This is a genomic window from Enterocloster bolteae (genome assembly GCF_002234575.2).
In the GTDB taxonomy this organism is placed as follows: Bacteria; Bacillota; Clostridia; order Lachnospirales; family Lachnospiraceae; genus Enterocloster; species Enterocloster bolteae.
This window is the reverse complement of the sequence record NZ_CP022464.2, coordinates 1,378,714-1,399,314: the sequence shown is the minus strand read 5'-3', so window position 1 is coordinate 1,399,314 and position 20,601 is coordinate 1,378,714. Positions and strand designations below refer to the sequence as shown.

Genomic DNA, 20,601 nt, shown 5'->3' with positions numbered 1-20,601 from the left:
TTTTTGTATATATTGACAATAAATATGCGGTTTTTCATGGTGTTTTACTGGTTTTAGTCTGTTGTACAACTAGACATGTCTATTTTGTTGACAAATCAGCCTTTGGGAATTATGATGTTGAATAAGGACTTGTATATTTTTGTGATACAGCCAGATTTGTGATACAGCCAGAATTGTGACACAGCCAGACAGGAAGGGTGAACCTATGGACGCAGATGTATTATCTGAGAAAGCAAAGAAATTAAAACATGTAAAAGTATATAACCGCCTGTATTCCATGATACAGGACGGCGTGTATCCTCCGGGCAGCCAGCTTCCCTCCGAACCGGAGCTGGCCCTGCAGATGGATGTAAGCCGCATGACCCTGCGCAGGGCTCTGGCTCTGCTGCAGGAGGACAATCTGGTCATCAACATACGCGGTAAGGGAAACTTCATCAGCGAACGCAATCCCGGCGCCAGTATGCCGGGCCTGGAGGTCACACAACACCCGGTCCGCTGTACTCTGTCCGGATCCATTGACGAGACAGAGATGGAATTTCGCATAGAACCTCCCACAGAATCCATCAGTCAGAACCTGAAGCGGAAAACTGCGGTGGTGGTGATCGCAGACCGCTGGTATAAAAGCGCCGGAAAGGCGTGCGCCTACAGCCTCAGCTTCATTCCCATCGAGGTTATATCCGGGAAACAGATAGATTTAAGGGAGAAAGAAGATTTATTCCAATACCTGGAGCATGGTGTATATGAGGATGCCGTCAGCAGCACCTGCCAGCTCTCCTACACCACCACGGGCAATTTCACAGCCGTCAAGTACATGCTCTCCCAGCACGCCTCCTTTATTCTGGTCCAGGAGACACTATATGATGAAAACAGCCGGGTACTGGTATCCAGCAAGCACTATATACCGGTGGAATCCTTCAAAACCCAGGTCAATGCTGTGGCCGGACGCGCCTGAAGGGCCATTTTTATTCATCCAGATTATGCTTGACTGCAAATACAGCCAGCTGGGTCCGGTCCTTTAGCTTAAGCTTTTCCAGCAGACGGGAGATGTTGTTGCGCACCGTCCCCTCTGCCAGGAATAGCGCCCCCGCAATCTCCCTGTTGTCCATTCCCCGGGCAACCAGCCGCATGATATCCCGTTCCCTGGGCGTCAAATCCCCGGCCATGTCTGCCTTTATTTTGCCGGGCGCCATCTGACGGCGCATCCCCTCAAATACGCTTCCTCCAAAAACCCGCATCCCGGCGCATACAGCCTTGACGGACTGGATGACCTTGTCATCCTCCATCTCCTTTAAGATATACCCGTCAGCACCGCTTCCCACGGCTGCATCCACGGTTTCCCTGTCATCAAAGGTAGTGAGCACCAGCACCTTTATATCCGGATAGTCCTCCTTGATTCTGGTAATCCCATAGCTGCCATCGTATTCCGGCATGCGCATATCCATAAGCACCACGTCCGGTCTGTGCTTCCTGCACAGCTGCCACGCTTCCCGGCCGTCAGCGGCCAGTCCCACCACCTGTATGTCTTTGTCCTGCTCCAGTATGGCCCTGAGCCCCTGTCTCAATATCTGGATATCATCGGCAATCACTGCTTTTATCATATGGTTCTGCTCCTTTTTCCTCTATCCCTTATCTGCCGGCACACGGCACACGGCGCCCTCAGTTTCCGTACGGCAGGCATATATATATCTGAAATCCTTCCCCGGATTCGGATATGAACCGGACTGTTCCCCCTGCCTGCTCTGTTCTCTGGCGTATACCGCGGATTCCGTTTCCCTCCTCTATATGGAGGCATCCCTTTCCGTTATCAAACATATACAGGCTCAGGCTGTCTGCGCCGAATTTAAGTATCACATCCATGTGGGTTGCATGGGCATACTTATGGCAGTTGGTAATGGCCTCCCTGAGGCAGTCATAAACCACCGGAGACAAATGGGAATATTCCTGCCTGTCCTCTCCCTGTATCTCCACCTCCACCTCAAATTCCTTCACACTGCCGGTTAGCTGGTATACTCCCTGGGAGATAAGTCCATAGGAGGCGGACTGCCTGAGATTATTGATGGAACACCGCAGCTCCCGGATCCCGCTGCCGGCCAGCTCCTGGGCCTGGATCAGGTACTCCTCTATGCGCTTGTCCTGTTCCTGTCCTCTCTCCTCCTTATATCCAATCCGTATGAGCCTGAGCAGCGAATTTATCATGGTCAGCGTATGTCCGGCGGTGTCATGCACCTCCTGGGCAATGCGGTTGCGCTCTTTTTCAATGGCAAGACTCTGATTGGTCACAGCCAGTTCCCTGCCCTGCTCCAAAAGCTGGTAATATCTTCCCACATCTGTGAGCATAATGGTTCCCGCAACCATATCCCCCTTCTTATCCCTGTGGATATACTGCCTGACCTCCAGCCTTCTCCTTTCACCATTGTCTTCCAGCGTAAATACAGGTGTCTGAGAATCCGCACAATCTGCTTTTGCGCCCTTTTCCCCCAGAATTCGCCTGAGCGGTTCCATATCATCTCCGGTTTGCAGCCCCAGCCAATGTACGGCAGCCCCGTTGCAGTAGGTAATCTTATCACGCCTGTTATACACCACCACGCCCTCTGCAATGGAATCAAATATTTTATCAAAGGCCATGGTATTGACATCCAGGAAATCATACCGGAACACAGCCAGCAGCATGAGAACGCTGGTCAGGGAAAAAGCAGGAGGCGTCAGGTCAAAGCCTGTTCTCACAAGCCCCGTCATATAGAGCAGGTTAAAAGCCAGAGGCACTGCTGCAGCCAGCAATATGACGGCAATATGCGCCAGCGCCACACGGTTCTTTTTAAAAGCCGCCAGCACCACAGCCATGCCGGCCAGGACGCAGATATAGGTATAGACCATATGAATGTAAAATACAGGCCCGTACACCACCTGAGCCACCTCGAAACTGGCATAGAATAAATGGTGGTATTCATTTGTCAGGAGAACCGAATAGTTAACAGCCGAAATACCGAATAAAAACAGTTCCGCCCCATGCCCCAGTTTTCTCCGGCTGTAGAGAAACGCAAACTCCAGCCATGCCGGTCCGATGAAGCTGATTCCTATGTAGGAAATACCATATGCCAGATACTTCATCCCCTTTGTCATGGGCAAAGCCGAAAACAGCTGTGGCATACACCAAATAATGATAAGGAGCTGACAGGCTGCCAAAGCTCCTGTGGTCCTGGTTTTATCTGCCTTCATCAGCAGCCAGCCTGATGTGTAAAGAGACAGGCCAATGGCGGATAGATAGGCAATCCTAAGCATGATATCAAGCATATCCCAAACCTCCTCCGGGCAGTTTTCCCGTTACTTTCACCTATAAGGCAAAACGGGGCGCAGGCATGGCCTGTACCCTTGATTATAGCCGCTCTGCCGCTGTGTGTCAAAAGAATTGCAGACGGTCACTTTCCCCACCGCCGCTTACCCTACCGCCGCTTCCTCTACCGCAGCTTCCTCTATCACCGCTTCCTCTATCACCGCTTCCTCTATCACCGCTTCCCGTCAACGCTTCTTCATTTCGTTCACCGCTGCAAAGACAATGAGTCCCAGTCCGGCTGCCAGCAGATAGACCCACCATGACAAGCTGAGCCAGAAATCTTTTGTCATGTAAAGCGCCACCAGTATCATGATGATGCCGGAAATCCGAATCCATCTCATACATTTTCTCATATGCGCCAGGAGGAACACAGCCAGATTGACAGCCTCCAGTATCAGCGCATCCCATACGGCTCCTGTAGATAAGGCATCCGATGCCATGGCCCCCAGGCACAGGCAGTAGAGAACCGTCTGCAAATTTGTTATCTCTTTTCTGTCCCCCCATATGCGGCCCAGACTCCAGATAAAACCAGCAGCCGGAATCAGCTGTATCTCCAGGCTTAGCATCTCCGGCCACCGGATAAACGGCTGGCGCCAGAATGCCGCTGCTGCCAGAGCTGCTGCCAGCGTAAACGCCGCCCTTTTCCAGTGTTCCAGCACTGCAAACTGAAGTACATACAGAGCTGTCAAAAGAATATACGCGCACTGCCATCCGCGGCCTGCCTCCCATGCCATGGGTATCAGGACAAAGATGACCAGAATGTGGAACCAGTCCACGTCCCATCCTCCGCTCTCCCCTTCACGGCGTACCATAACAGGTCTGAACCGCCGGAACAGAATCCCCGAAAGGATGAGCAGCGCCGCCGTGGCGCCATATACCTGGTTTTCGTTCAAACCATACCTTGCCGTTGCTATCATGGGAAGGGGGAGTACAGCGGCTGCGGCTGCCAGATGCAGCCAGCTGCAGCCGCTCCGGTAAAGCATCACATAGATGACTTCAAATACCGCCATACAGAGAATCATATTCCAGAGCGCCAGAGATGGATCGCTGTAAAATGCCCCCATCATCATCAGGAATACTGTCATACCTGTACAATTCCAGAACCTATCCCTGATTTTGCTGCGGTCATGCAGGATAACTGATGCATATTCCAGACCGTATACCGCCGCTGTCCACACCATCCGGAGCACGCCGTTTGCGGTCGCACCTTCTGCCAGAAGATACACGCCTGCCAGGGAATACAGACAACTGCCCCTGATGAACCGTTCCCGCGCCGTCCCCTCCCTGCCAAAAGATTTCACCAGCAGGTAAACAGACAGAAGAAGGAAAAAAGAAAGAGTCTCCTGATTCTCCAGCCGGGCAACCGCCTGCGCAGCCGTGCCAATGGCCAGTATGGGAATACAGAATCTGTCTTTCTTCACCATATCCCATATGGACACAATCAGCACATACCCCCATACAACCACATCGTATCCCACATCCATGCCCAATGTTCTATTAAAAACCTCCCATCCGGTCAGGGTAAGGGCAAAGAGCACTGCCGCAACGCTGCCGCGAAGTACCGGGTACCGTCTGCCCCACTCCGCCATGACCGCCGCCAGAAGAATCACCACTGCGGATGCTGCCAGCTGATTTCCCAGACTGTCCCTGGAAAACAGCATATCCAGCAGCAGTACCGCCATGTCAATTGCCAGAACAGCGGAAAAAACACATCCGCCCGCCAGATTATTAAGAGGATTTTTAAACCTTCTCTCAGCCAGAAACCATACCGCGGTCATGGCTGCCCCCAAAAATACCTGATATGTAAAATCCACGGGGATACAGAAGCCTGCATACTGAAAGAAAATCATCATGGTCAGACTGTGAAGCATCTTCATTTCCGGGCTCCTGCGCCGCAGCGCCACAAGGGCGGTCCCGGCTGCCATCAGCCCAAATGCCAGGGTATCCCAGAATGTAACTTCCCAAATTCCCAGAAACAGTATTCCTATTATGAATCCAATCCCGCCTGCCACAGCTTTATAAGCCATCATTCCGCTTATTATCCAGAACTGGAGCGCTGCAAAAAGGCCGAATTCACCCATAAATTCGTCTATAAACCGATCTGCCGGGGCGTTCATGCTGCCTTGCAAACCTGATTTTCTCCTGTAAACCTCATTTCCCCCAATCAAAAGAAAGGAGTAATACATCATACCATTCATGCAATCCGGCCATTCAAGCTTTAACGCTCCCATCAAAAAGCACATGCTGACCGTCATTCCCCACAGGCAGGCCTGGGTATAGACCTTGTTACGAAATCTCCTGATTTTGGAAAAAAGAGCTATCTCCGTGGCTATACTGCCTGCCAGCAGGACACGGTAACGGTTTTCTCCCTTTAAAATAAACTCCGGACCCAGCAGCCCGAAATATCCAGCCGCCAATATGGTAAGAAATAAAAACACGCTGCCCAGAATATAAAAGGCCTGTCCCGTCCGCTCAATCTTAAAATATTTTTCAGCTGCCCAGCTTGCCCCGAAAAACAAACCGGATCCCCCCAGGACCATAATCACCTTGCAGACACTGGGCAGCACATGCCATGCCGTGGTGGCGAAAATCAATCCGGCCAGTACCACAAATATCACTCCGATCACCAGTGCTGCCGTCCCCTGGAAGAACCCCCCATCTATTTTCGGCGCCCTGACCAGAGCTGTCTGCTTGTGAGGTATTTCCGGCACCCGACAGGCAGACTCAGCTTTCTCAAAGTCCTCTGGTACTACAATTGCTTGCCCAGGCCCATACCATGCCGCTGACTTTTCATGCTGTGTCACTGCATCCGCCGTCCTCTCATGCTGTATCTCTGTATCCGCCGGTCCTTCATGCTGTATCTTTATATCCGTCGGCTTCTCACGCTGTATCTCTATATCCGCCGGTCTCTCATACTGTATCCCTGTATCCGCCGGCCTCTCACGCTGTATCTCTATATCCGCCGGCCCTTCATGCTGTATCTCTATATCCGCCGGCCCTTTATCCTGCATTCCCGTATCCGCCTTGTCAGTTCCCCTTGTCAGTTCCCATATCCTTCTCTTATACCGGCTGTTGGCAACAGCCAAAACTATTATGGCAGCCAGTTCAGCAAAAGGAGCCACCAGCCATATTAACAAAATGATAAACCACTCCATACCCATTCCCCTTTCTATCCGTCTTTCCGATACCGTCTATACATATTTTCTTTTCATGTTTTCATTATAAAATATAATCCAGTCCGGTTATAGATGCTGTCCGTCATTACAGCAGTGACATTTGTCACTGATATTTGATTCTGTATAGGGTTCTCCCATAAACAAAAACAGCAGCCACCGGCAATCGTCCTTTTTAAAGACGCCAACTGCCAATGACTGCCATATATAAATTTTTCAGTTAACCATTCTCACCAAGAATACGCTCCAGCTGCCGGACCATTTCCTCATATGGAACCGTACATCCATGGCCGCCTATGGAGATAGACGGCTTTGTCTTTCCGTGATAATCACTTCCGCAGGTAATCATCCTGAATCTGCCGCGCGCAGCCTTATGATAAACCCCCGCCTGTTCCTCCGAGTGGTAGCTGCTGAATGCCTCTATTCCATCCACTCCTGCCTCCAGTATGGGATCCAGCAATTCCCCGCAGTCTTTTAAATTAACCCCCGGATGTGCCAGCACCGCATATCCCCCGTTCCTGTGTATGATATCAACCGCCTGCTCCAGTTTTGGATATTTCATTTTAACATAACAGCATTTTCCCTGAGAATAAAAATCCCAGTAAAAATTCACATAAGGGTTATCGCCTCTTGCCCCGCCTTCCCTGTAAGGAAGAAGCAGGGGATGGTCCTTGTATTCCTCCCGGCCAAGGAGCACCTCTGCAAACATTTCCCCGGTCCACCGGTCCTTCCAGTAGTAATCTCCGGCCAGTTCCTCCATATCCTCCTCTGTTACGTCAAATCCCATTTTCCTGGTTGCGCAAAGCATCTGCCTGGATGCCGTCGCTGCCTGACTGCTTATATTGTCTTCGATGTCGGCAAAATCATCACTGGTATCGTCAAATCCATACCCCAGTACATGAAGATTCACACCTCTGAACGTGCAGTCTATCTCTATGCCGGAAACGTACCTGATTCCGGCCCTCCTGGCCGCCTGTCTGCCCCCGTCGTTTGCCCGCACACTGTTGTGGTCCGCAATGGACATGACGCGGATGCCGCTCATGGCACACTGTCTCACCAGCTCCTCAGGACTGAATTCGCCGTCATCACTGTAATAGCTGTGCATGTGTAAGTCCATTAACTTTTCCATTCTGAACCCTCCCCATCCTTTCTGTCATCCCAATCATCAATACAACAAATATGACCAGACACACGGGATACAGCGTTACGCTGATACGCTCTGCCGCCACCCCAAACAGCGGAGGCATAAATGTGGATCCCACATAAGCGCAGGCCATCTGCATGCCCATCATGGACTGGGAATACTGCACCCCAAAGTTATCCGGCGTTTCATGAAGCAGGCTGGGATAGATGGGAGCACAGCCCAGTCCCACCATGATAAGTCCTGTTAGTACCGCTCCGTCACCGGCCGGAAGGAGCAGTATCACAGTTCCGGCAAAGGCAGTCAGCTGCCCGCAGCGCACCATGTTCCTGTCTCCCAGCCGGTCCGTGACAAAACCGCTGGCCAGTCTGCCCAGGGTAATCCCCAGATAAAAAAACGAAGCCCACTTGGCCGCTGTCTGGGGAGCAATCCCCTTATGCAGCACCATATAACTGCTGGCCCACAGACCGGCTGTAGCCTCAAGGGCGCAGTAACAGAAAAATGCAGTCAGCACCGCCTTTGCCCCCGGAAGCCGCAGCCCCTCTCTCAGGGTAATCTGCCTGTGGGGGGTATCCTGTCCGCTGTTTCCATCTTTCTTTACCTTCCACAGAGGAAGCGACAGCACAAGACAGGCCACCAGCGCAATCTGAATCACACCCACCACCATATAACCGGAATTCCACTTAAAGCCGCGTGTCAGACACAGGCCCATGATATAGGGTCCTGCCGTTGCGCCGATACCCCAGAAGCAGTGAAGCCAGCTCATGTGGCGGGATTTATAGTGGAGCGCCACAAAGTTATTCAGTCCTGCATCCACGCTGCCTGCTCCCAGGCCATAGGGAACGGCCCAAACACACAGCTGCAGGAAGGAATGGGAAGAGGAAAAGCCAAACAGGGCTGCTGCCGTCATTGCAACACTTACAACCGTTACCTTTCCTGTCCCAAAATTCCTGATAAGCCTGTCACTGAAAAGGCTGGAAATTATGGTGCCGCCGGCAATAATCATGCTGATAATGCCTGCATAGGACACCGAAGCTCCCAGCTCCCGGTACATGGACGGCCATGCTGAACCCAGAAGCGCGTCCGGAAGTCCCAGACTGATAAACGCCAGATAAATAATCACAAGTAATAATTGAAACATCTCATCCTCCTGTTACTGAGCACTCGGAACCCCCGATACGGCCTCCTGCGCGCAAAGCATATAAAACATATAATAAATACACACCAAAAGAATATCGTCTTTTCCTTCTTGATTCAACCCAAATCCCGACTTATAATATAAGAAAAACGACCAATCGGAGGACTGACATGGCATTACAGGACTGTACCCTGAATTTAAACCGCACAGGAAGGGAACTGCAGCCCCATGGGACGCCGGACTTTCCCTGTGCAGGATATTCTTCTGTATATACAGACAGTGCCGGGGATGTGGTTCCCTGGCACTGGCATGAGGATTTGGAAATTATTTATGTTGAGTCCGGACATCTGAAACTGCAGGTTCCGGGTAAGACCCTTCATCTAAAACAGGGGGAAGGCGCTGTCGTCAATTCCAATATACTGCATTTTGCCGCGGCAGAGCCCCTTTGCGAACTCCACTCTCTGGTCTTTCACCCTCTTTTGGTAACCGGAGAAAAGGATTCCGTGTTTTCCAGGAGGTACGTGGCACCGCTTCTTCAGTGCAGAAGTTTTGACATCTGTCCATTTGACTATCTTGCCGGAGACTTAAGAGCCGGAAATCCTGCGGCCGTGTTCACCGCTGCCTTTGATGCATTTTGCGGCGAACCATTGGGATACGAGTTTGTGGTCCGCGAAAAACTGTCTTGTATATGCTGCTGCCTGTATATGTACTATTCCCATGCCATGGATTCCAGTAAACCAATGCCGGATACGGATAATATACGTATCCAAAAAATGATAAGTTTTATCCATGAACATTTTCAAGAAAACCTGGACCTGGCCCAGATTGCCAGGGCTGCGGATATCGGAGAGCGTGAGTGCCTGCGGTGTTTCAAACGCGCCATCCAGACCTCTCCCCTGCAGTATCTGCTGAAATACAGAGTAACCCAGGGGGCTTCCATGCTCCTTCGCAGCCCCCACAGCAGCATATCCTCCATAGCAGGCATGTGCGGATTCAACAGTCCCAGTAATTTTTCCCAGATGTTTGTGCGCTTCTTCAAGTGTACGCCCAGGGAATACAGGAAAGCCAGCTGCCCGCCTTCTATTTTCCCATAAAGCCTCCGTCAACCGGAATCACCGCGCCGGAAATATAGGCCGATGCATCGGATGCCAGAAAGACCGCCAATCCCTGCAGATCCTCCATCCTGCCCCAGCGCCCCGCGGGAATCCGGCTGGTGATTTCTTCATATTGCTTTGGATTTACTTCCTTTATATTGGCAGTTAGTTCAGTGGCCATATACCCCGGTGCAATTGCGTTAACATTCACGCCCTGACCGGCCCATTCATTGGACAGTGCCTTTGTTATTTGTGCCACCCCGCCTTTACTGGCACTGTATGCCGGAATCAACACACTGGCAAAAAATGCGGTCATGGAAGCTATATTGATTATCTTACCATATTTTTGCGCCAGCATTGTTTTGCCGGCCAGCTGCGACATATAAAATACCGCATTCATATTAAGAGCAATAATTTTCTCCCAGCGGTCATGCGGAAAATCAACAGCCGGAGCCCTAAACTGTATGCCAGCTCCATTCAGCAATATGTCCACCCTGCCTCCCAGATTCTCCAAACATTCATTATATATATTCTCCAGCTCTTCTGTTTTGGTCAGGTCGCCCCTTACCGCATGTACCATGGGACCTTTTTTTGCCATCTCCCCGGCGGAATCTTCAACCATATCCAAAATATCCAGCAGAACCACCTCGGCCCCTGCATCATGGAGCGCCTGTGCCATTCCATTACACAGCCCCTTTGCACCGCCGGTCACAATTGCCTTCTTACCCGCCAAGCTAAATTTATCTATAAAATTACTCATATTAAATATCCTTTTCTGTTTTTGTTTCCACAGCATATCTTAACTGCGATACAATCCGTAACCTAATTCTTTGCTTATCTGGCTGCCATATTTTTTCATGCATAATGTATATTTCTTAATGGTTGCCTCAGTAATCTGCTCCTTGGGAGCAGAAATACCGATGCAGCAGCTGACATTGCCGCTGTAATTGAAAACCGGTACTGCCAGGCATCTCACCCCCAACGTGCGTTCCTCGTCATCCAGGGCATAGCCCTGCTCCCTAATCTTCTTTAACTCTTTTTCTAAATTCTGATAGGTTGTAATCGTATTGGATGTATAATGTTCAAAATCATAGTCGCGGAAGATGTCTTCAATAAATGACGGAGGTTTGTAAGCCAGAACACATTTTCCCACAGCGGAACAATGCCACGCTTCAATCATTCCGATCTGGGCCGAAAGATTGTATTCCCTCTGGCTCCGTACCTGATCCACAATATACATTTTGCGATTTCCCATTGCCGCCAGATGGACACTTTCTTTGGTATCATCACAAATTTTGTATAGGTAGGGCCGCGCTACAATAGCCACATTGAAATTTTTTTTAACTCCTTCGCTAAGGTACAGATTCCGAAATCCTAGCCGGTATTTCTTACTGACCGGGTCAATACTTACCATATCATAGTGCATCAGCGTTGCCATCAGGCGGGAAACCGTACTTTTGTCCACCCCAAGAACGGATGCCACCTCCACAATTGTCGCACTTCCTCTTTCTTGAATGATTGATAAAATCTCAATTCCTCTCGCCAATGACTGTACCATATAATACCTCTCTTACCTGTTTTCCCCCAGTAATTCAAGGACTGCCTTTGCCTTTTCACCGCCATCCGCCAAGACCTTCATAAAATCTTTACTTCCCGCAATTGCTTTTAATATTTCCGGATCCGAAGCTTTTAGAATATCTGTAAAATCTTTGTGGGAAAGCTTTGAGATACTGGCTAGTGTCTGGCGGCTCATTGCCTGACTCTTCGCTCTTTCCTTAGGGTAACCTGCCCCGGCCGGGTCTGCAAACAATTTTTCAAAAATATACTCCAGATTTATGCTGCCCGCCCAGCCATATCCTTTATTAAGCGGCAGGGACACGCAGTTGCCTCCGTTTATTTGTGAAAAGAGCCAGGCGTCTAACGGTTCCACGATCAAACCGCACACCACCCCCGGGAATTGCAGTACACCATTTAAAAAACCCTGTCCGGTGCCGCATCCCCCAATAACGAAGTCGCAGCTGCCGGTATTTAAAAGAACAGCCGCCATATAACTGGTGTGAATATACGTTAAAGACGGGGTTTGTTCCGGATTCTTCATCCCCACATTCAGTACCTCTGCATTGGTGGTCTTATGTAATGCGTTGACAATATCTTCATTTCTGATTGAAGCACTTACTTCATTGATAACCGCGATTTTCATGTTCCCTTTCCTCCTTTCGCCATAACCAGATTGCCTTCTGCTTCTTAGTACAATCCTGTTAACAGTCCAACGCCGTACATAACGACAGCCACGATTACACAGGACACAATCGACATCAGGACTCCTGCCTTTGCAAAATCTTTGATTGAAAAATACCCCGCTGAATATGCAATTACGTTTGTCGGAGTAGATGTAATTAAAATAAACGCCAGTGAAGATGCCAATGCCGCCGGAAATGCTATGGCCAACGTGGATATCCCAAGATTAATAGACAGCTCTATAATAATAGGAATAACAATACTTGCAGATACCGTGGCGCTGGAAAGCGTAATATTCATCAGCGATACACTTAATACCACCACAAAAATCATCAGAATGGGGCTTAATCCGCCCAGATTTCCTAACAGCCCCAGCGCGATCCAGTTTGCAACTCCTGTCTGGTAGAGCACCATTCCCAGGGATACGCCGGAAAGTACTAAAATGATACTGCTCCAGGACATTTCCTTTTCTATTTCTTTATATTTCGTTTTGCTGACACCCGGGAAGAAAAACAGCATTGTGGTTAAAATAACCGGCAAAGCAATTGGAATATCAACGCCCAACAGATCTGAAAGCTGTGAGGAAAACACCCATAGCGCAACCGTTGCAACAAAAAGAATTAAAGTAACCTTTTCATCCCGGGATAGCCTGGGCTGATTTTTGAATTCATTCCTAATCTCCTGATTTGTCCTTTTAAGATACTTCATTTCAGGCTTGAATGCCAATAAGAGCAGCCCCCATGCAATGGGAATATGAATCAGTGAAATCGGAACCCCGTATATCATCCAGTCCAGAAATGAAACATCAATTCCGGCCATATCCTTCATAAAGCCAATGGCCAATGGATTTGGGCCGTTTCCTGCAGGAGTTCCAAATCCGCCGATTAAGCTGCCCCAGGCCACAGAAATGAGCAGTGCCTTACCGAAGTTGCTTTCCAGCGGCTTTAATCCCTCCTCATCCAGAAGAGACTTGGCCAGCGGCATAAGCATGGCAGCAACAGCCATGTTGGAAATCCACATTGACAACAGCACGCCCACCACCAGGAAGCCTAATATAACATATTTAGTGCTGTTTCCGGTGATTGAAAGGCATACATTAACAAGCCTTTTTCCAAGCCCTGATTTATTGATGAACGCACTTAAGATAAATACGCCGATAAAGAATATAACATTAATGTTGCCAAAACCGGTTTTAACAATGCCTCCAAAGGAATCGACACCGAACAGGGCCAACAGCGCCATTGCCAGCAGACCTGTAAAGTGGAACGGAATCGCTTCTGTTATCCAGAGCAGAAGGGCAAAAATCAAAACAGCCAGTGCATTCTGTCCTTCCGGTGTCAGCGTTGCATCTTTTATCGTAGCAATTGATGCCGGAAAGCTGACATTCTTAATAAATACCAACACAATAAGGCTAATACATATATAAATCCATCTTTTTGCATTTACTGATAAACCACCCGATGTACCCGATACATTATTTATATTACTCATAATCAATTTTCTCCATTTTATCTGATAATCTGACTGCGCGGTGAGAAACGAAGATGATTATTCAGACATTTCATTTAAGATCTTTTCCGGTGTAGCCGGAAGTGAAGTGACCCGTACCCCCACGGCATCATAAATGGCATTCACAATTGCCGGTATTGTGGGCAGAGGAGCCGGCTCTCCAATTCCCTTTGCGCCAAGGGGACTAAAAGGATCCCTGTTTTCAACCAGACTGGTGCAAAACATCGGCACATCCACGCTGGTAGGAAGAATATATTTTGCAAAGTTCCTGTTTACAGGCACACCTTCAGATAATACAAAATTTTCCATAATAGCCTGTCCTATGCTCTGAACAGCGCCGCCTTCGATCTGCCCTTCAATCCCCTGAGGATTGATTGCTCTTCCAACATCATGGGAAGCCCAGATGCCAAGAACATGAACCTCTCCTGTAAACGTATCAACGGCAACCTCCGCAATCTGGCTTCCAAACACATACGCCTGCCAGGGATTGCCTTCTCCGCTCACCGGATCCAAGGCTTCATGATGAGCTGTATACGTGCCTGAACCCAAAGGAACATAGCCCCTAACCTTTTTACAAATATCAACGGCCTCTTTAAGAGAAAAATCATAACGGGAGTGGCCCTGCACAAAAATTCTTCTGTTCCTCATACAGATTGAGGAAGAATCAACATTCCAGTAGGCTGCAATTTCCCTTATAAATTTCTCTTTTACATCCCTGCATGCATTTAATACCGCATTGCCAATCATATACGACTGTCTGCTGGCACCGGCATGGGCGGCTTCAGGAGATCTTGCTGTATCGTTATCCCCGATGGTAATATCTTCCGGATACATTCCAAGTTCATCCGCCGCAATCTGTGTTAAAACGGTCAGAATACCTTCGCCAATCTCAGTAACACCGGTTAATATCATAGCAGTGCCGCCGTCGTCAATTTCGACAAATGCTCCGGCCTTATCAACCGTTGCGCAGCGTCCTATTCCGTACCACCCGGTTCCGACACCGCGCCCGTATTTAAATCTTGCTTTACAAAGTTCAACAGCAGCAGGTGCCTTGAACTCACTGCCTGGTATGTAAGGCTGTACAGTCTGGCTGCCCTTTACATCTTTTCTCACCCGGCCTCTTACATTAGACGGCCCCGGTTCCCATGCGGCCATCCGTGCACATTGCTTCAGCGTTTCACAATAGCTCACACTCCCCAGTACCTGCCCGGTATGGGTAACAGCTCCGTCCCTTACTCCGTTTATTAAACGCAGTTCAATTGGATCAATTCCCAAACGTTCAGAGCAGATATCCATCGTTGATTCGATTGCAAAGGTCGGCTGTAAGATTCCGAACGTTCTCATTGCCCCGGAAGGCGTATTGTTTGTATAGTAACCTTTTGAGATAACCCTGACGTTCTCTATTTCGTAAGGTCCCGCTCCCAATATGGCTGATTTAGCCACTGTTCCTTTTGTGGAAAAACAATAGGCTCCCCCATCTGATTTTAAATCTATTTCAACTGCTTGTATTTTGCCGTCTTTCCTCAATCCGATTTTATGGTGAACTAAAACAGGATGACGTTTACAGCTTCCAATCATGGAATCATTTCTGGAAAAGACCAGCTTTACAGGCCGTTTTGTTTTAAGCGCGGCAATGGCTAAAATACCCTGATAAATCATATCCTCCTTGCCGCCAAAGCCGCCGCCCACAGGCGTCATGATAACCCTGATTTTATTGATGGGCATGTCAAGAATTTTCGCCAAAAGCATGCGGTGATGAGTGATATCCTGATCACATGATTTTACCACCAATACTCCGTCAGGATCGCAATACGCAAGACCTGCTTCCGTTTCAAGATAGGCATGATCCACACATTGTGTAGAATAATCCTGTTCAACAATAATATCGCTGTTTCTAAAACCGTTTTCAACATCGCCTTTTATAACAGATGTGAAAGAAACCACGTTGTCCGGGTAATCATCATGAACCACTGATTTACAGCCAATTGCATCGGCAATACCAGAGACAACAGGAAGCTTCCTGTATGTAATCTCAATTAATTTTTCAGCTTCTTCCGCCTCTTCTAACGTTTCAGCTACAATAGCTGCAACCGGTTCTCCATAAAAACGGATTTTACCCTTTGCCAGAACGGGCTGATCATGATAGTAGACGCCAAACCCATCTTCGCCCGGCACATCTTTACTGGTAATAACCGTTTCAACCCCCGGCATCGTAAGTGCCTTTTCATAATCAATCTTCAGTATCTCAGCATGAACCTCCCGGCTTCTGACAAGGTGGACATGAAGCATTCTGGGCATCGTCATGTCGGCCGCATATTCCAGTGCGCCCGCAGCCTTCCCCTTGGCGTCCACTCTCTCTATCCGTGAACCGATGATTTTGCCTGTATCCGGAACAATGGAATCCAGACAATCAGCGCTTTGGTCATGATTCAGGATATCCCGTGCCAATTCTATGGCTTCAACTATTTTGACGTAGCCTGTGCATCTGCATATATTTCCGCCGAGACGTCTTCTAATTTCGACTTTATCAGGATGCCTGTTTTCTTTTAATATGGTTGTCGCTGCCATAATCATACCCGGAGTACAATAACCGCATTGAACAGCCCCGGCTTTTATGAAACATCTTTGTATAATACTCAACCCGTCAGTTCCAATGCCTTCTATGGTCAGAATCTCACAGTGATTGGCTTTGATAACCGGTATCATACAGCTCTTTTTCAGTACGCCGTTAATCAAAACAGAACAAGTTCCGCACTCTCCTGCATTGCAGCCCTTTTTTGTTCCAATCAAATGAAGCTCTTCTCTCAAAAAATCCGCAAGTCTCATTGACGGAGCAACATATTTACAAACTTTTTTGCCATTTACTTTTAATTCTATCTTTACAAGTTCTGCATTCATAATTTTCCACTCTTTTAAGATGCATTTTTGCGTCTTCGGCATTTGGTCAACACGGTACAATATTAATTTCTGCAAGTGATTCATAAAGACCGGTGTAGCTTTTCGCGTAAAACCCAAAATATTTTCACATAAATTCCAAAAATTAATTACTTTTATAGAATTAATGAAAATATAAAAAGGCATTTGAAAGGTATTTTTTTTCCCTTCAAATGCCTTTTTACTTCTTCATTATCTTGGCTCATCTGGTATGTATTCCAATATGTCTGAAATATCACAGTCTAAGGCCCTGCAAATTCGGTTAAGATGCTCCAGGCTGATACGTTCTGAAAATTCGTTATAAATGTCATTGATTGTTGACGCTCTTATGCCTGTTATTCTCGCCAATTTTGCTTGGCTCCAACGTTTTTCACCCAGGAGCCTTGATAAATGAATCTTGACCATCCAATCACCCCTTAGGGATGATTCTACCGCTTATGCCAGGCCTTTTTTTCGTTTTGTTATATTATAGCGAATATCGTTATGTTTTTCAGAAATTCGTTATGATTAGTTCTCTATAAGCAGCAGGTTTATTCGAATCTCCCGCCAGCGTGCTGTTTCGGACAACCTCTTTACAGGGATATTGAGAATACAATTCACGAATCATAGGTATATCATTATAGGAAAGAATAAATTTTCCTTTGATATTTTTCAGTATCTCCGCTAAACGTTGATGGTCCTCCATAGTAAATGTGACATTATAATAAGTCTCCGTCCCTACATAAGGCGGATCCAGATAAAACAGAGCATCCTTCCGGTCATAGACACCTATCAGATTCTCAAAATCCTTGTTCTCTATCACCACACCCTGAAGCCTCTTTTGGACTTTCACCAGATAATCTATCGCATTCTCTATGCTTTTAGATGAAGTTGCGAATGTACGGTAATCGCTCCCGAAGCTTATTTTTAACAAATAAAAAAAACGTGCAGCTTTTTGAATATCTGTCAATCCCCTCATATCCATCTGCGCTCTATAGTCATAAAATTGCTCGCGGGAGGGTAAAAGCCACTGCAACTCCTCCTGTAGGGCACTGCAATGATATTTAATGCAGCGATACAGATTGACTAAATTTCCATCCCGGTCATTGTACACTTCCATCTGACCGGCTTGCTTCTCTTTTGCAAAGAGCACCCAGCCGGCCCCGCCAAAAACCTCGATGTAACGTCCGACATCCTCAGGAAAACAGCCTAGAATCTCCTTGCGTAATAACCTCTTTCCACCAATCCATCCAATAAAACTATTCATCCATCGTCCTTTCTAAGGGGTAATCGGACGGATGTCTAAATATCTATTGTTCCCTACCAATTAAACACATACCGACGATTTGCCATGTCGTACTCCTCCGCAATCCGGAGCGCTCCCCTGGCATCTGTAATCATGCACTTGCCCTCGTCGCTGCCCTTGACTGGACAGAGTAAAAATGCCTCACCGGCAGGGTCCACCTGGTAGCCGGTCAGCATGTAGCCCTCGCTGTCAAACAGATACCAGCCGCAGGTACCGTCCGTTGCCTCCCGGAGCCAGTACCAGCCATTAGCCGCATAGCTGCCGTCTGTAAACTGATACCACCAGCGCTGGCCGTCTGCGGCCGGCCGGAAGCCCTGAGTGTATGTCACTGGGACCGGGGTATAGTCGATGTCGCAGAGCTTGAGGACCTTCTGCCAGGGTATGGCCGCCACTCTGGACTTGATGGTGCCGTAGTTAATGCCCTTGGCCTCTATGCACCATCCATCCCCGATATACACCCCGATGTGGCCCGGCTTCCAGAGCGCCCAACCGACCATGGACTCGTCCAGATGGTCAACACCTATCCGCTCCACGGCTGTGTCGTGGTAGTTGTAGCTGCCGCGTAGGATACCCGTGTACCAGCTGATGAGGCCGGAACAGTCCGTGCAGCGCTGGCCTATGTACTTGGCTGCCTTGGCCCTATAGGTGGATGTGTATGTTCCTGGGTTCTCTCGGGCCAGGCGGTCCAGGATGGCCTGGGTAAGGACCTCACCCTTGGCTCCGTAGACGTATGGGGTTCTAAGCTTACTTTTACAGTGTTCTACTAGCCCTACTGATGTTTTACTCATCGTATACCTCCATTCTAATTACCTGGATACGTTGTTTTTGGCGTTTTGGTCCGTTTCCATATCTCCGACACCCGTTCCCATCCGTCCATTGCCACCAATGCTACGATAAATGCCATAATTACACAAGCAAATACAGTATACCAATTAATGGGGTGGTGAATCCACGCCATCAGTGCAATAAAGACAGCTGGGCAAAGTACCAAAGATAACACAATGACTACCGCCTGTGTAGGTAGCTTGTCCAGGCCTGGCCAGGATTTAATAACCTGAGTGATGACTGACACCAGGAATGCCATTAGCCCAATAGCATTCAACAAATACGATACATACTGCATGATTGTACTTACATCCATACTTTTTCCTCCTTGATTTGCATATTTATCTATAATAAAAGGCCCGTGCGGGCCTGAATTTTTCGTAATTAATGTGTATAATACCAAGATTGCTTGCGTGGAGCTGGACCTGTCCGCATATGGCATCACCAGCGGTCAGGCTGTACGGATTAACAATGTGGTTATTATAACCTTTTGGCATAATACCGCCGTGCCAACGGGAAAGGCCATGAATGCAGTTGCTTTACCAGACGATTTTAAACCTACCACTAACAAAGTGGGGACGGCTGTATATATGGATTCATCAAGTGCTGTTGCACTCGGTACCAGTATTGTTAAACCGGACGGATATATATACCTGGATTCCGCAATTACCCGCGTAAGGGTTGAGGCAACAATCGCTTATACAGTAAAATGATTATTTTGTGTAATTTATTGGTACTCATGGGATTAAAAACACCTCATGAATTTCCGACCTGTTAATATTAATATTTCCATCACGGAATCCAATATAATAGTATCCTAAATAATCGCGGACATCTAACTCAATAGTCCCAGTACCGTCTGCGCTTACTACAAAATTAGCTCTATCATATGTTGGTACCGGATTTCTTCCGATACCGATACTTAACAATTTTGAGCCACTTGTCTCAAAAATTAGTTTCGAAAAACCAGTTATGTCTATTGCATTGCCTATACCCGCTGCAAAATGGCAGACTGTCTCCTGCGTGTTTCCGGCAGATATTGATTCGTTATTTACATTAACAAACGCATTGGATTGTCTGTATATAGGCGATACAGGGATACCTTCTATGATACCATGATTAAATAAATATAATGTTGACGGATACAGCTTATCCCACATCATCTGCACAGCAGTGGTGACGGAATTCACCTCTGGGCGAGAACTGTAATCCAAGTTGATAGTTTTGGTATTGCGCCCATTAGTATGATTATTCAGGCAAAATTCAGTTTTATACATTTTCCGTAGTGTGTTCAATACCAAGATAGATAAAAAAGCAACCATATATCGTGATCAGACTGATATGGGTGGAAAATACGATAGCAATACTGTTAGTGTAAAATGGGGTACGGACTCCTATGGAAATTATTATATCTATATACTGGTAGATGGTACCGCTGTCTGTGCGCTCCCAGGTTGGACAAGACTGGATTAAGCGCTAACTTCTGATATCCATTAGATAATCCCAATAATTTTAGTTATCGGAATGTCAGATGTTGAGATTGTGCCAGCACAGTATCTTGTATTATTCGTAAGCCGGATCGTATTGCCATTCCGGATTACTGAGAAGGTATCTATGTAAAGGTCGCTATTAGCCAAATACGTGAAAGTCAAGATTGAATCACGCCATACCGAATGGGCGCCGATGCTATTATGGAATATCAATACTCTGTAATTGCTACAATCCGGGACATCCTCTGGGGTGGTAAAAAAGCTGCTTCCCGTCCAGAGTATCTTACCATAATTATCATTCTTGGTATAATGCCCCGAAGGCCAAAAAAACAGGCTGCATAACAATACCATGCAATTGTAACTGTGCTCAACAGCTATACAAGGGTACAATAAATAAACCTCCCTGCAGGCAGGCTTTCAAAAGTTCTATCTTGTATTATTTT

17 protein-coding genes are annotated in these 20,601 nt (G+C 47.7%); 2 read left to right on the top strand and 15 right to left on the bottom strand.

What is annotated here, in order from left to right; translation table 11 throughout:
- The first annotated feature begins 205 nt into the window (after positions 1 to 205).
- The gene (locus tag CGC65_RS06570; protein WP_002567763.1) at positions 206 to 952 is read left to right on the top strand and encodes a GntR family transcriptional regulator; all 747 of its coding nucleotides are present in this window, start codon (positions 206 to 208) and stop codon (positions 950 to 952) included.
- Between the two features lie 10 nt (positions 953 to 962).
- On the opposite strand, the gene CGC65_RS06565 is transcribed toward CGC65_RS06570, so the two are convergent.
- The 5 genes from CGC65_RS06565 to CGC65_RS06545 form a co-directional block, all read right to left on the bottom strand.
- On the bottom strand, positions 963 to 1,598 hold the full coding sequence (locus CGC65_RS06565) for a response regulator (protein ID WP_002567764.1): 636 nt from the start codon (positions 1,596 to 1,598) through the stop codon (positions 963 to 965).
- Positions 1,599 to 1,656: 58 nt separating this feature from the next.
- Positions 1,657 to 3,291: a histidine kinase N-terminal 7TM domain-containing protein gene (locus CGC65_RS06560; RefSeq protein WP_002567765.1), complete on the bottom strand. Its 1,635-nt coding sequence runs from the start codon at positions 3,289 to 3,291 to the stop codon at positions 1,657 to 1,659.
- Between the two features lie 225 nt (positions 3,292 to 3,516).
- Positions 3,517 to 6,486 (bottom strand): hypothetical protein, encoded by a 2,970-nt coding sequence (locus tag CGC65_RS06555; RefSeq protein ID WP_002567766.1) that lies wholly within the window; start codon positions 6,484 to 6,486, stop codon positions 3,517 to 3,519.
- A 238-nt stretch (positions 6,487 to 6,724) separates the two neighbouring features.
- The gene (locus tag CGC65_RS06550) at positions 6,725 to 7,633 is read right to left on the bottom strand and encodes a PHP domain-containing protein (protein WP_002567767.1); all 909 of its coding nucleotides are present in this window, start codon (positions 7,631 to 7,633) and stop codon (positions 6,725 to 6,727) included.
- Positions 7,590 to 8,786: an MFS transporter gene (locus tag CGC65_RS06545; RefSeq protein WP_002567768.1), complete on the bottom strand. Its 1,197-nt coding sequence runs from the start codon at positions 8,784 to 8,786 to the stop codon at positions 7,590 to 7,592. Before CGC65_RS06545 ends, CGC65_RS06550 begins: the two co-directional genes overlap by 44 nt.
- A gap of 167 nt (positions 8,787 to 8,953) precedes the next feature.
- On the opposite strand from CGC65_RS06545, the gene CGC65_RS06540 reads away from it, so the two are divergent.
- The gene (locus CGC65_RS06540) at positions 8,954 to 9,877 is read left to right on the top strand and encodes an AraC family transcriptional regulator (protein ID WP_002567769.1); all 924 of its coding nucleotides are present in this window, start codon (positions 8,954 to 8,956) and stop codon (positions 9,875 to 9,877) included.
- Here the strand turns inward: CGC65_RS06540 and CGC65_RS06535 are convergent.
- The 10 genes from CGC65_RS06535 to CGC65_RS06485 form a co-directional block, all read right to left on the bottom strand.
- Positions 9,864 to 10,637: an SDR family oxidoreductase gene (locus CGC65_RS06535; RefSeq protein ID WP_002567770.1), complete on the bottom strand. Its 774-nt coding sequence runs from the start codon at positions 10,635 to 10,637 to the stop codon at positions 9,864 to 9,866. The genes CGC65_RS06540 and CGC65_RS06535 overlap by 14 nt on opposite strands.
- Positions 10,638 to 10,676: 39 nt before the next feature.
- Positions 10,677 to 11,435 carry an IclR family transcriptional regulator gene (locus CGC65_RS06530; RefSeq protein ID WP_002567771.1) on the bottom strand — a complete coding sequence of 253 codons (759 nt, stop codon included), beginning with the start codon at positions 11,433 to 11,435 and terminating at the stop codon, positions 10,677 to 10,679.
- Positions 11,436 to 11,447: 12 nt separating this feature from the next.
- A complete protein-coding gene (locus CGC65_RS06525; RefSeq protein WP_002567772.1) occupies positions 11,448 to 12,077 on the bottom strand; it encodes an RpiB/LacA/LacB family sugar-phosphate isomerase in 630 nt (209 codons plus the stop codon).
- A gap of 44 nt (positions 12,078 to 12,121) precedes the next feature.
- A complete protein-coding gene (locus CGC65_RS06520; RefSeq protein ID WP_002567773.1) occupies positions 12,122 to 13,606 on the bottom strand; it encodes an SLC13 family permease in 1,485 nt (494 codons plus the stop codon).
- 57 nt (positions 13,607 to 13,663) lie between these two features.
- On the bottom strand, positions 13,664 to 16,522 hold the full coding sequence (locus tag CGC65_RS06515; protein WP_002567774.1) for a molybdopterin-dependent oxidoreductase: 2,859 nt from the start codon (positions 16,520 to 16,522) through the stop codon (positions 13,664 to 13,666).
- Positions 16,523 to 16,750: 228 nt separating this feature from the next.
- A complete protein-coding gene (locus CGC65_RS32385; protein ID WP_080548708.1) occupies positions 16,751 to 16,963 on the bottom strand; it encodes a helix-turn-helix domain-containing protein in 213 nt (70 codons plus the stop codon).
- A gap of 85 nt (positions 16,964 to 17,048) precedes the next feature.
- On the bottom strand, positions 17,049 to 17,804 hold the full coding sequence (locus CGC65_RS06505; RefSeq protein ID WP_002570846.1) for a DNA adenine methylase: 756 nt from the start codon (positions 17,802 to 17,804) through the stop codon (positions 17,049 to 17,051).
- Between the two features lie 53 nt (positions 17,805 to 17,857).
- Positions 17,858 to 18,631 carry a C40 family peptidase gene (locus CGC65_RS06500; protein ID WP_002570847.1) on the bottom strand — a complete coding sequence of 258 codons (774 nt, stop codon included), beginning with the start codon at positions 18,629 to 18,631 and terminating at the stop codon, positions 17,858 to 17,860.
- A gap of 14 nt (positions 18,632 to 18,645) precedes the next feature.
- The gene (locus CGC65_RS06495; RefSeq protein ID WP_002570848.1) at positions 18,646 to 18,984 is read right to left on the bottom strand and encodes a hypothetical protein; all 339 of its coding nucleotides are present in this window, start codon (positions 18,982 to 18,984) and stop codon (positions 18,646 to 18,648) included.
- Positions 18,985 to 19,405: 421 nt separating this feature from the next.
- Positions 19,406 to 19,831 carry a hypothetical protein gene (locus CGC65_RS06485; RefSeq protein WP_007035665.1) on the bottom strand — a complete coding sequence of 142 codons (426 nt, stop codon included), beginning with the start codon at positions 19,829 to 19,831 and terminating at the stop codon, positions 19,406 to 19,408.
- Positions 19,832 to 20,601 lie beyond the last annotated feature (770 nt).

What these genes read in the sequence shown, in the direction of transcription:
- CGC65_RS06570 (WP_002567763.1), top strand. Translation starts at nt 206, where the DNA reads ATGGACGCAGATGTATTATCTGAGAAAGCAAAGAAATTAAAACATGTA.
- CGC65_RS06565 (WP_002567764.1), bottom strand. Translation starts at nt 1,598, where the DNA reads ATGATAAAAGCAGTGATTGCCGATGATATCCAGATATTGAGACAGGGG.
- CGC65_RS06560 (WP_002567765.1), bottom strand. Translation starts at nt 3,291, where the DNA reads ATGCTTGATATCATGCTTAGGATTGCCTATCTATCCGCCATTGGCCTG.
- CGC65_RS06555 (WP_002567766.1), bottom strand. Translation starts at nt 6,486, where the DNA reads ATGGAGTGGTTTATCATTTTGTTAATATGGCTGGTGGCTCCTTTTGCT.
- CGC65_RS06550 (WP_002567767.1), bottom strand. Translation starts at nt 7,633, where the DNA reads ATGGAAAAGTTAATGGACTTACACATGCACAGCTATTACAGTGATGAC.
- CGC65_RS06545 (WP_002567768.1), bottom strand. Translation starts at nt 8,786, where the DNA reads ATGTTTCAATTATTACTTGTGATTATTTATCTGGCGTTTATCAGTCTG.
- CGC65_RS06540 (WP_002567769.1), top strand. Translation starts at nt 8,954, where the DNA reads ATGGCATTACAGGACTGTACCCTGAATTTAAACCGCACAGGAAGGGAA.
- CGC65_RS06535 (WP_002567770.1), bottom strand. Translation starts at nt 10,637, where the DNA reads ATGAGTAATTTTATAGATAAATTTAGCTTGGCGGGTAAGAAGGCAATT.
- CGC65_RS06530 (WP_002567771.1), bottom strand. Translation starts at nt 11,435, where the DNA reads ATGGTACAGTCATTGGCGAGAGGAATTGAGATTTTATCAATCATTCAA.
- CGC65_RS06525 (WP_002567772.1), bottom strand. Translation starts at nt 12,077, where the DNA reads ATGAAAATCGCGGTTATCAATGAAGTAAGTGCTTCAATCAGAAATGAA.
- CGC65_RS06520 (WP_002567773.1), bottom strand. Translation starts at nt 13,606, where the DNA reads ATGAGTAATATAAATAATGTATCGGGTACATCGGGTGGTTTATCAGTA.
- CGC65_RS06515 (WP_002567774.1), bottom strand. Translation starts at nt 16,522, where the DNA reads ATGAATGCAGAACTTGTAAAGATAGAATTAAAAGTAAATGGCAAAAAA.
- CGC65_RS32385 (WP_080548708.1), bottom strand. Translation starts at nt 16,963, where the DNA reads ATGGTCAAGATTCATTTATCAAGGCTCCTGGGTGAAAAACGTTGGAGC.
- CGC65_RS06505 (WP_002570846.1), bottom strand. Translation starts at nt 17,804, where the DNA reads ATGAATAGTTTTATTGGATGGATTGGTGGAAAGAGGTTATTACGCAAG.
- CGC65_RS06500 (WP_002570847.1), bottom strand. Translation starts at nt 18,631, where the DNA reads ATGAGTAAAACATCAGTAGGGCTAGTAGAACACTGTAAAAGTAAGCTT.
- CGC65_RS06495 (WP_002570848.1), bottom strand. Translation starts at nt 18,984, where the DNA reads ATGGATGTAAGTACAATCATGCAGTATGTATCGTATTTGTTGAATGCT.
- CGC65_RS06485 (WP_007035665.1), bottom strand. Translation starts at nt 19,831, where the DNA reads ATGATGTGGGATAAGCTGTATCCGTCAACATTATATTTATTTAATCAT.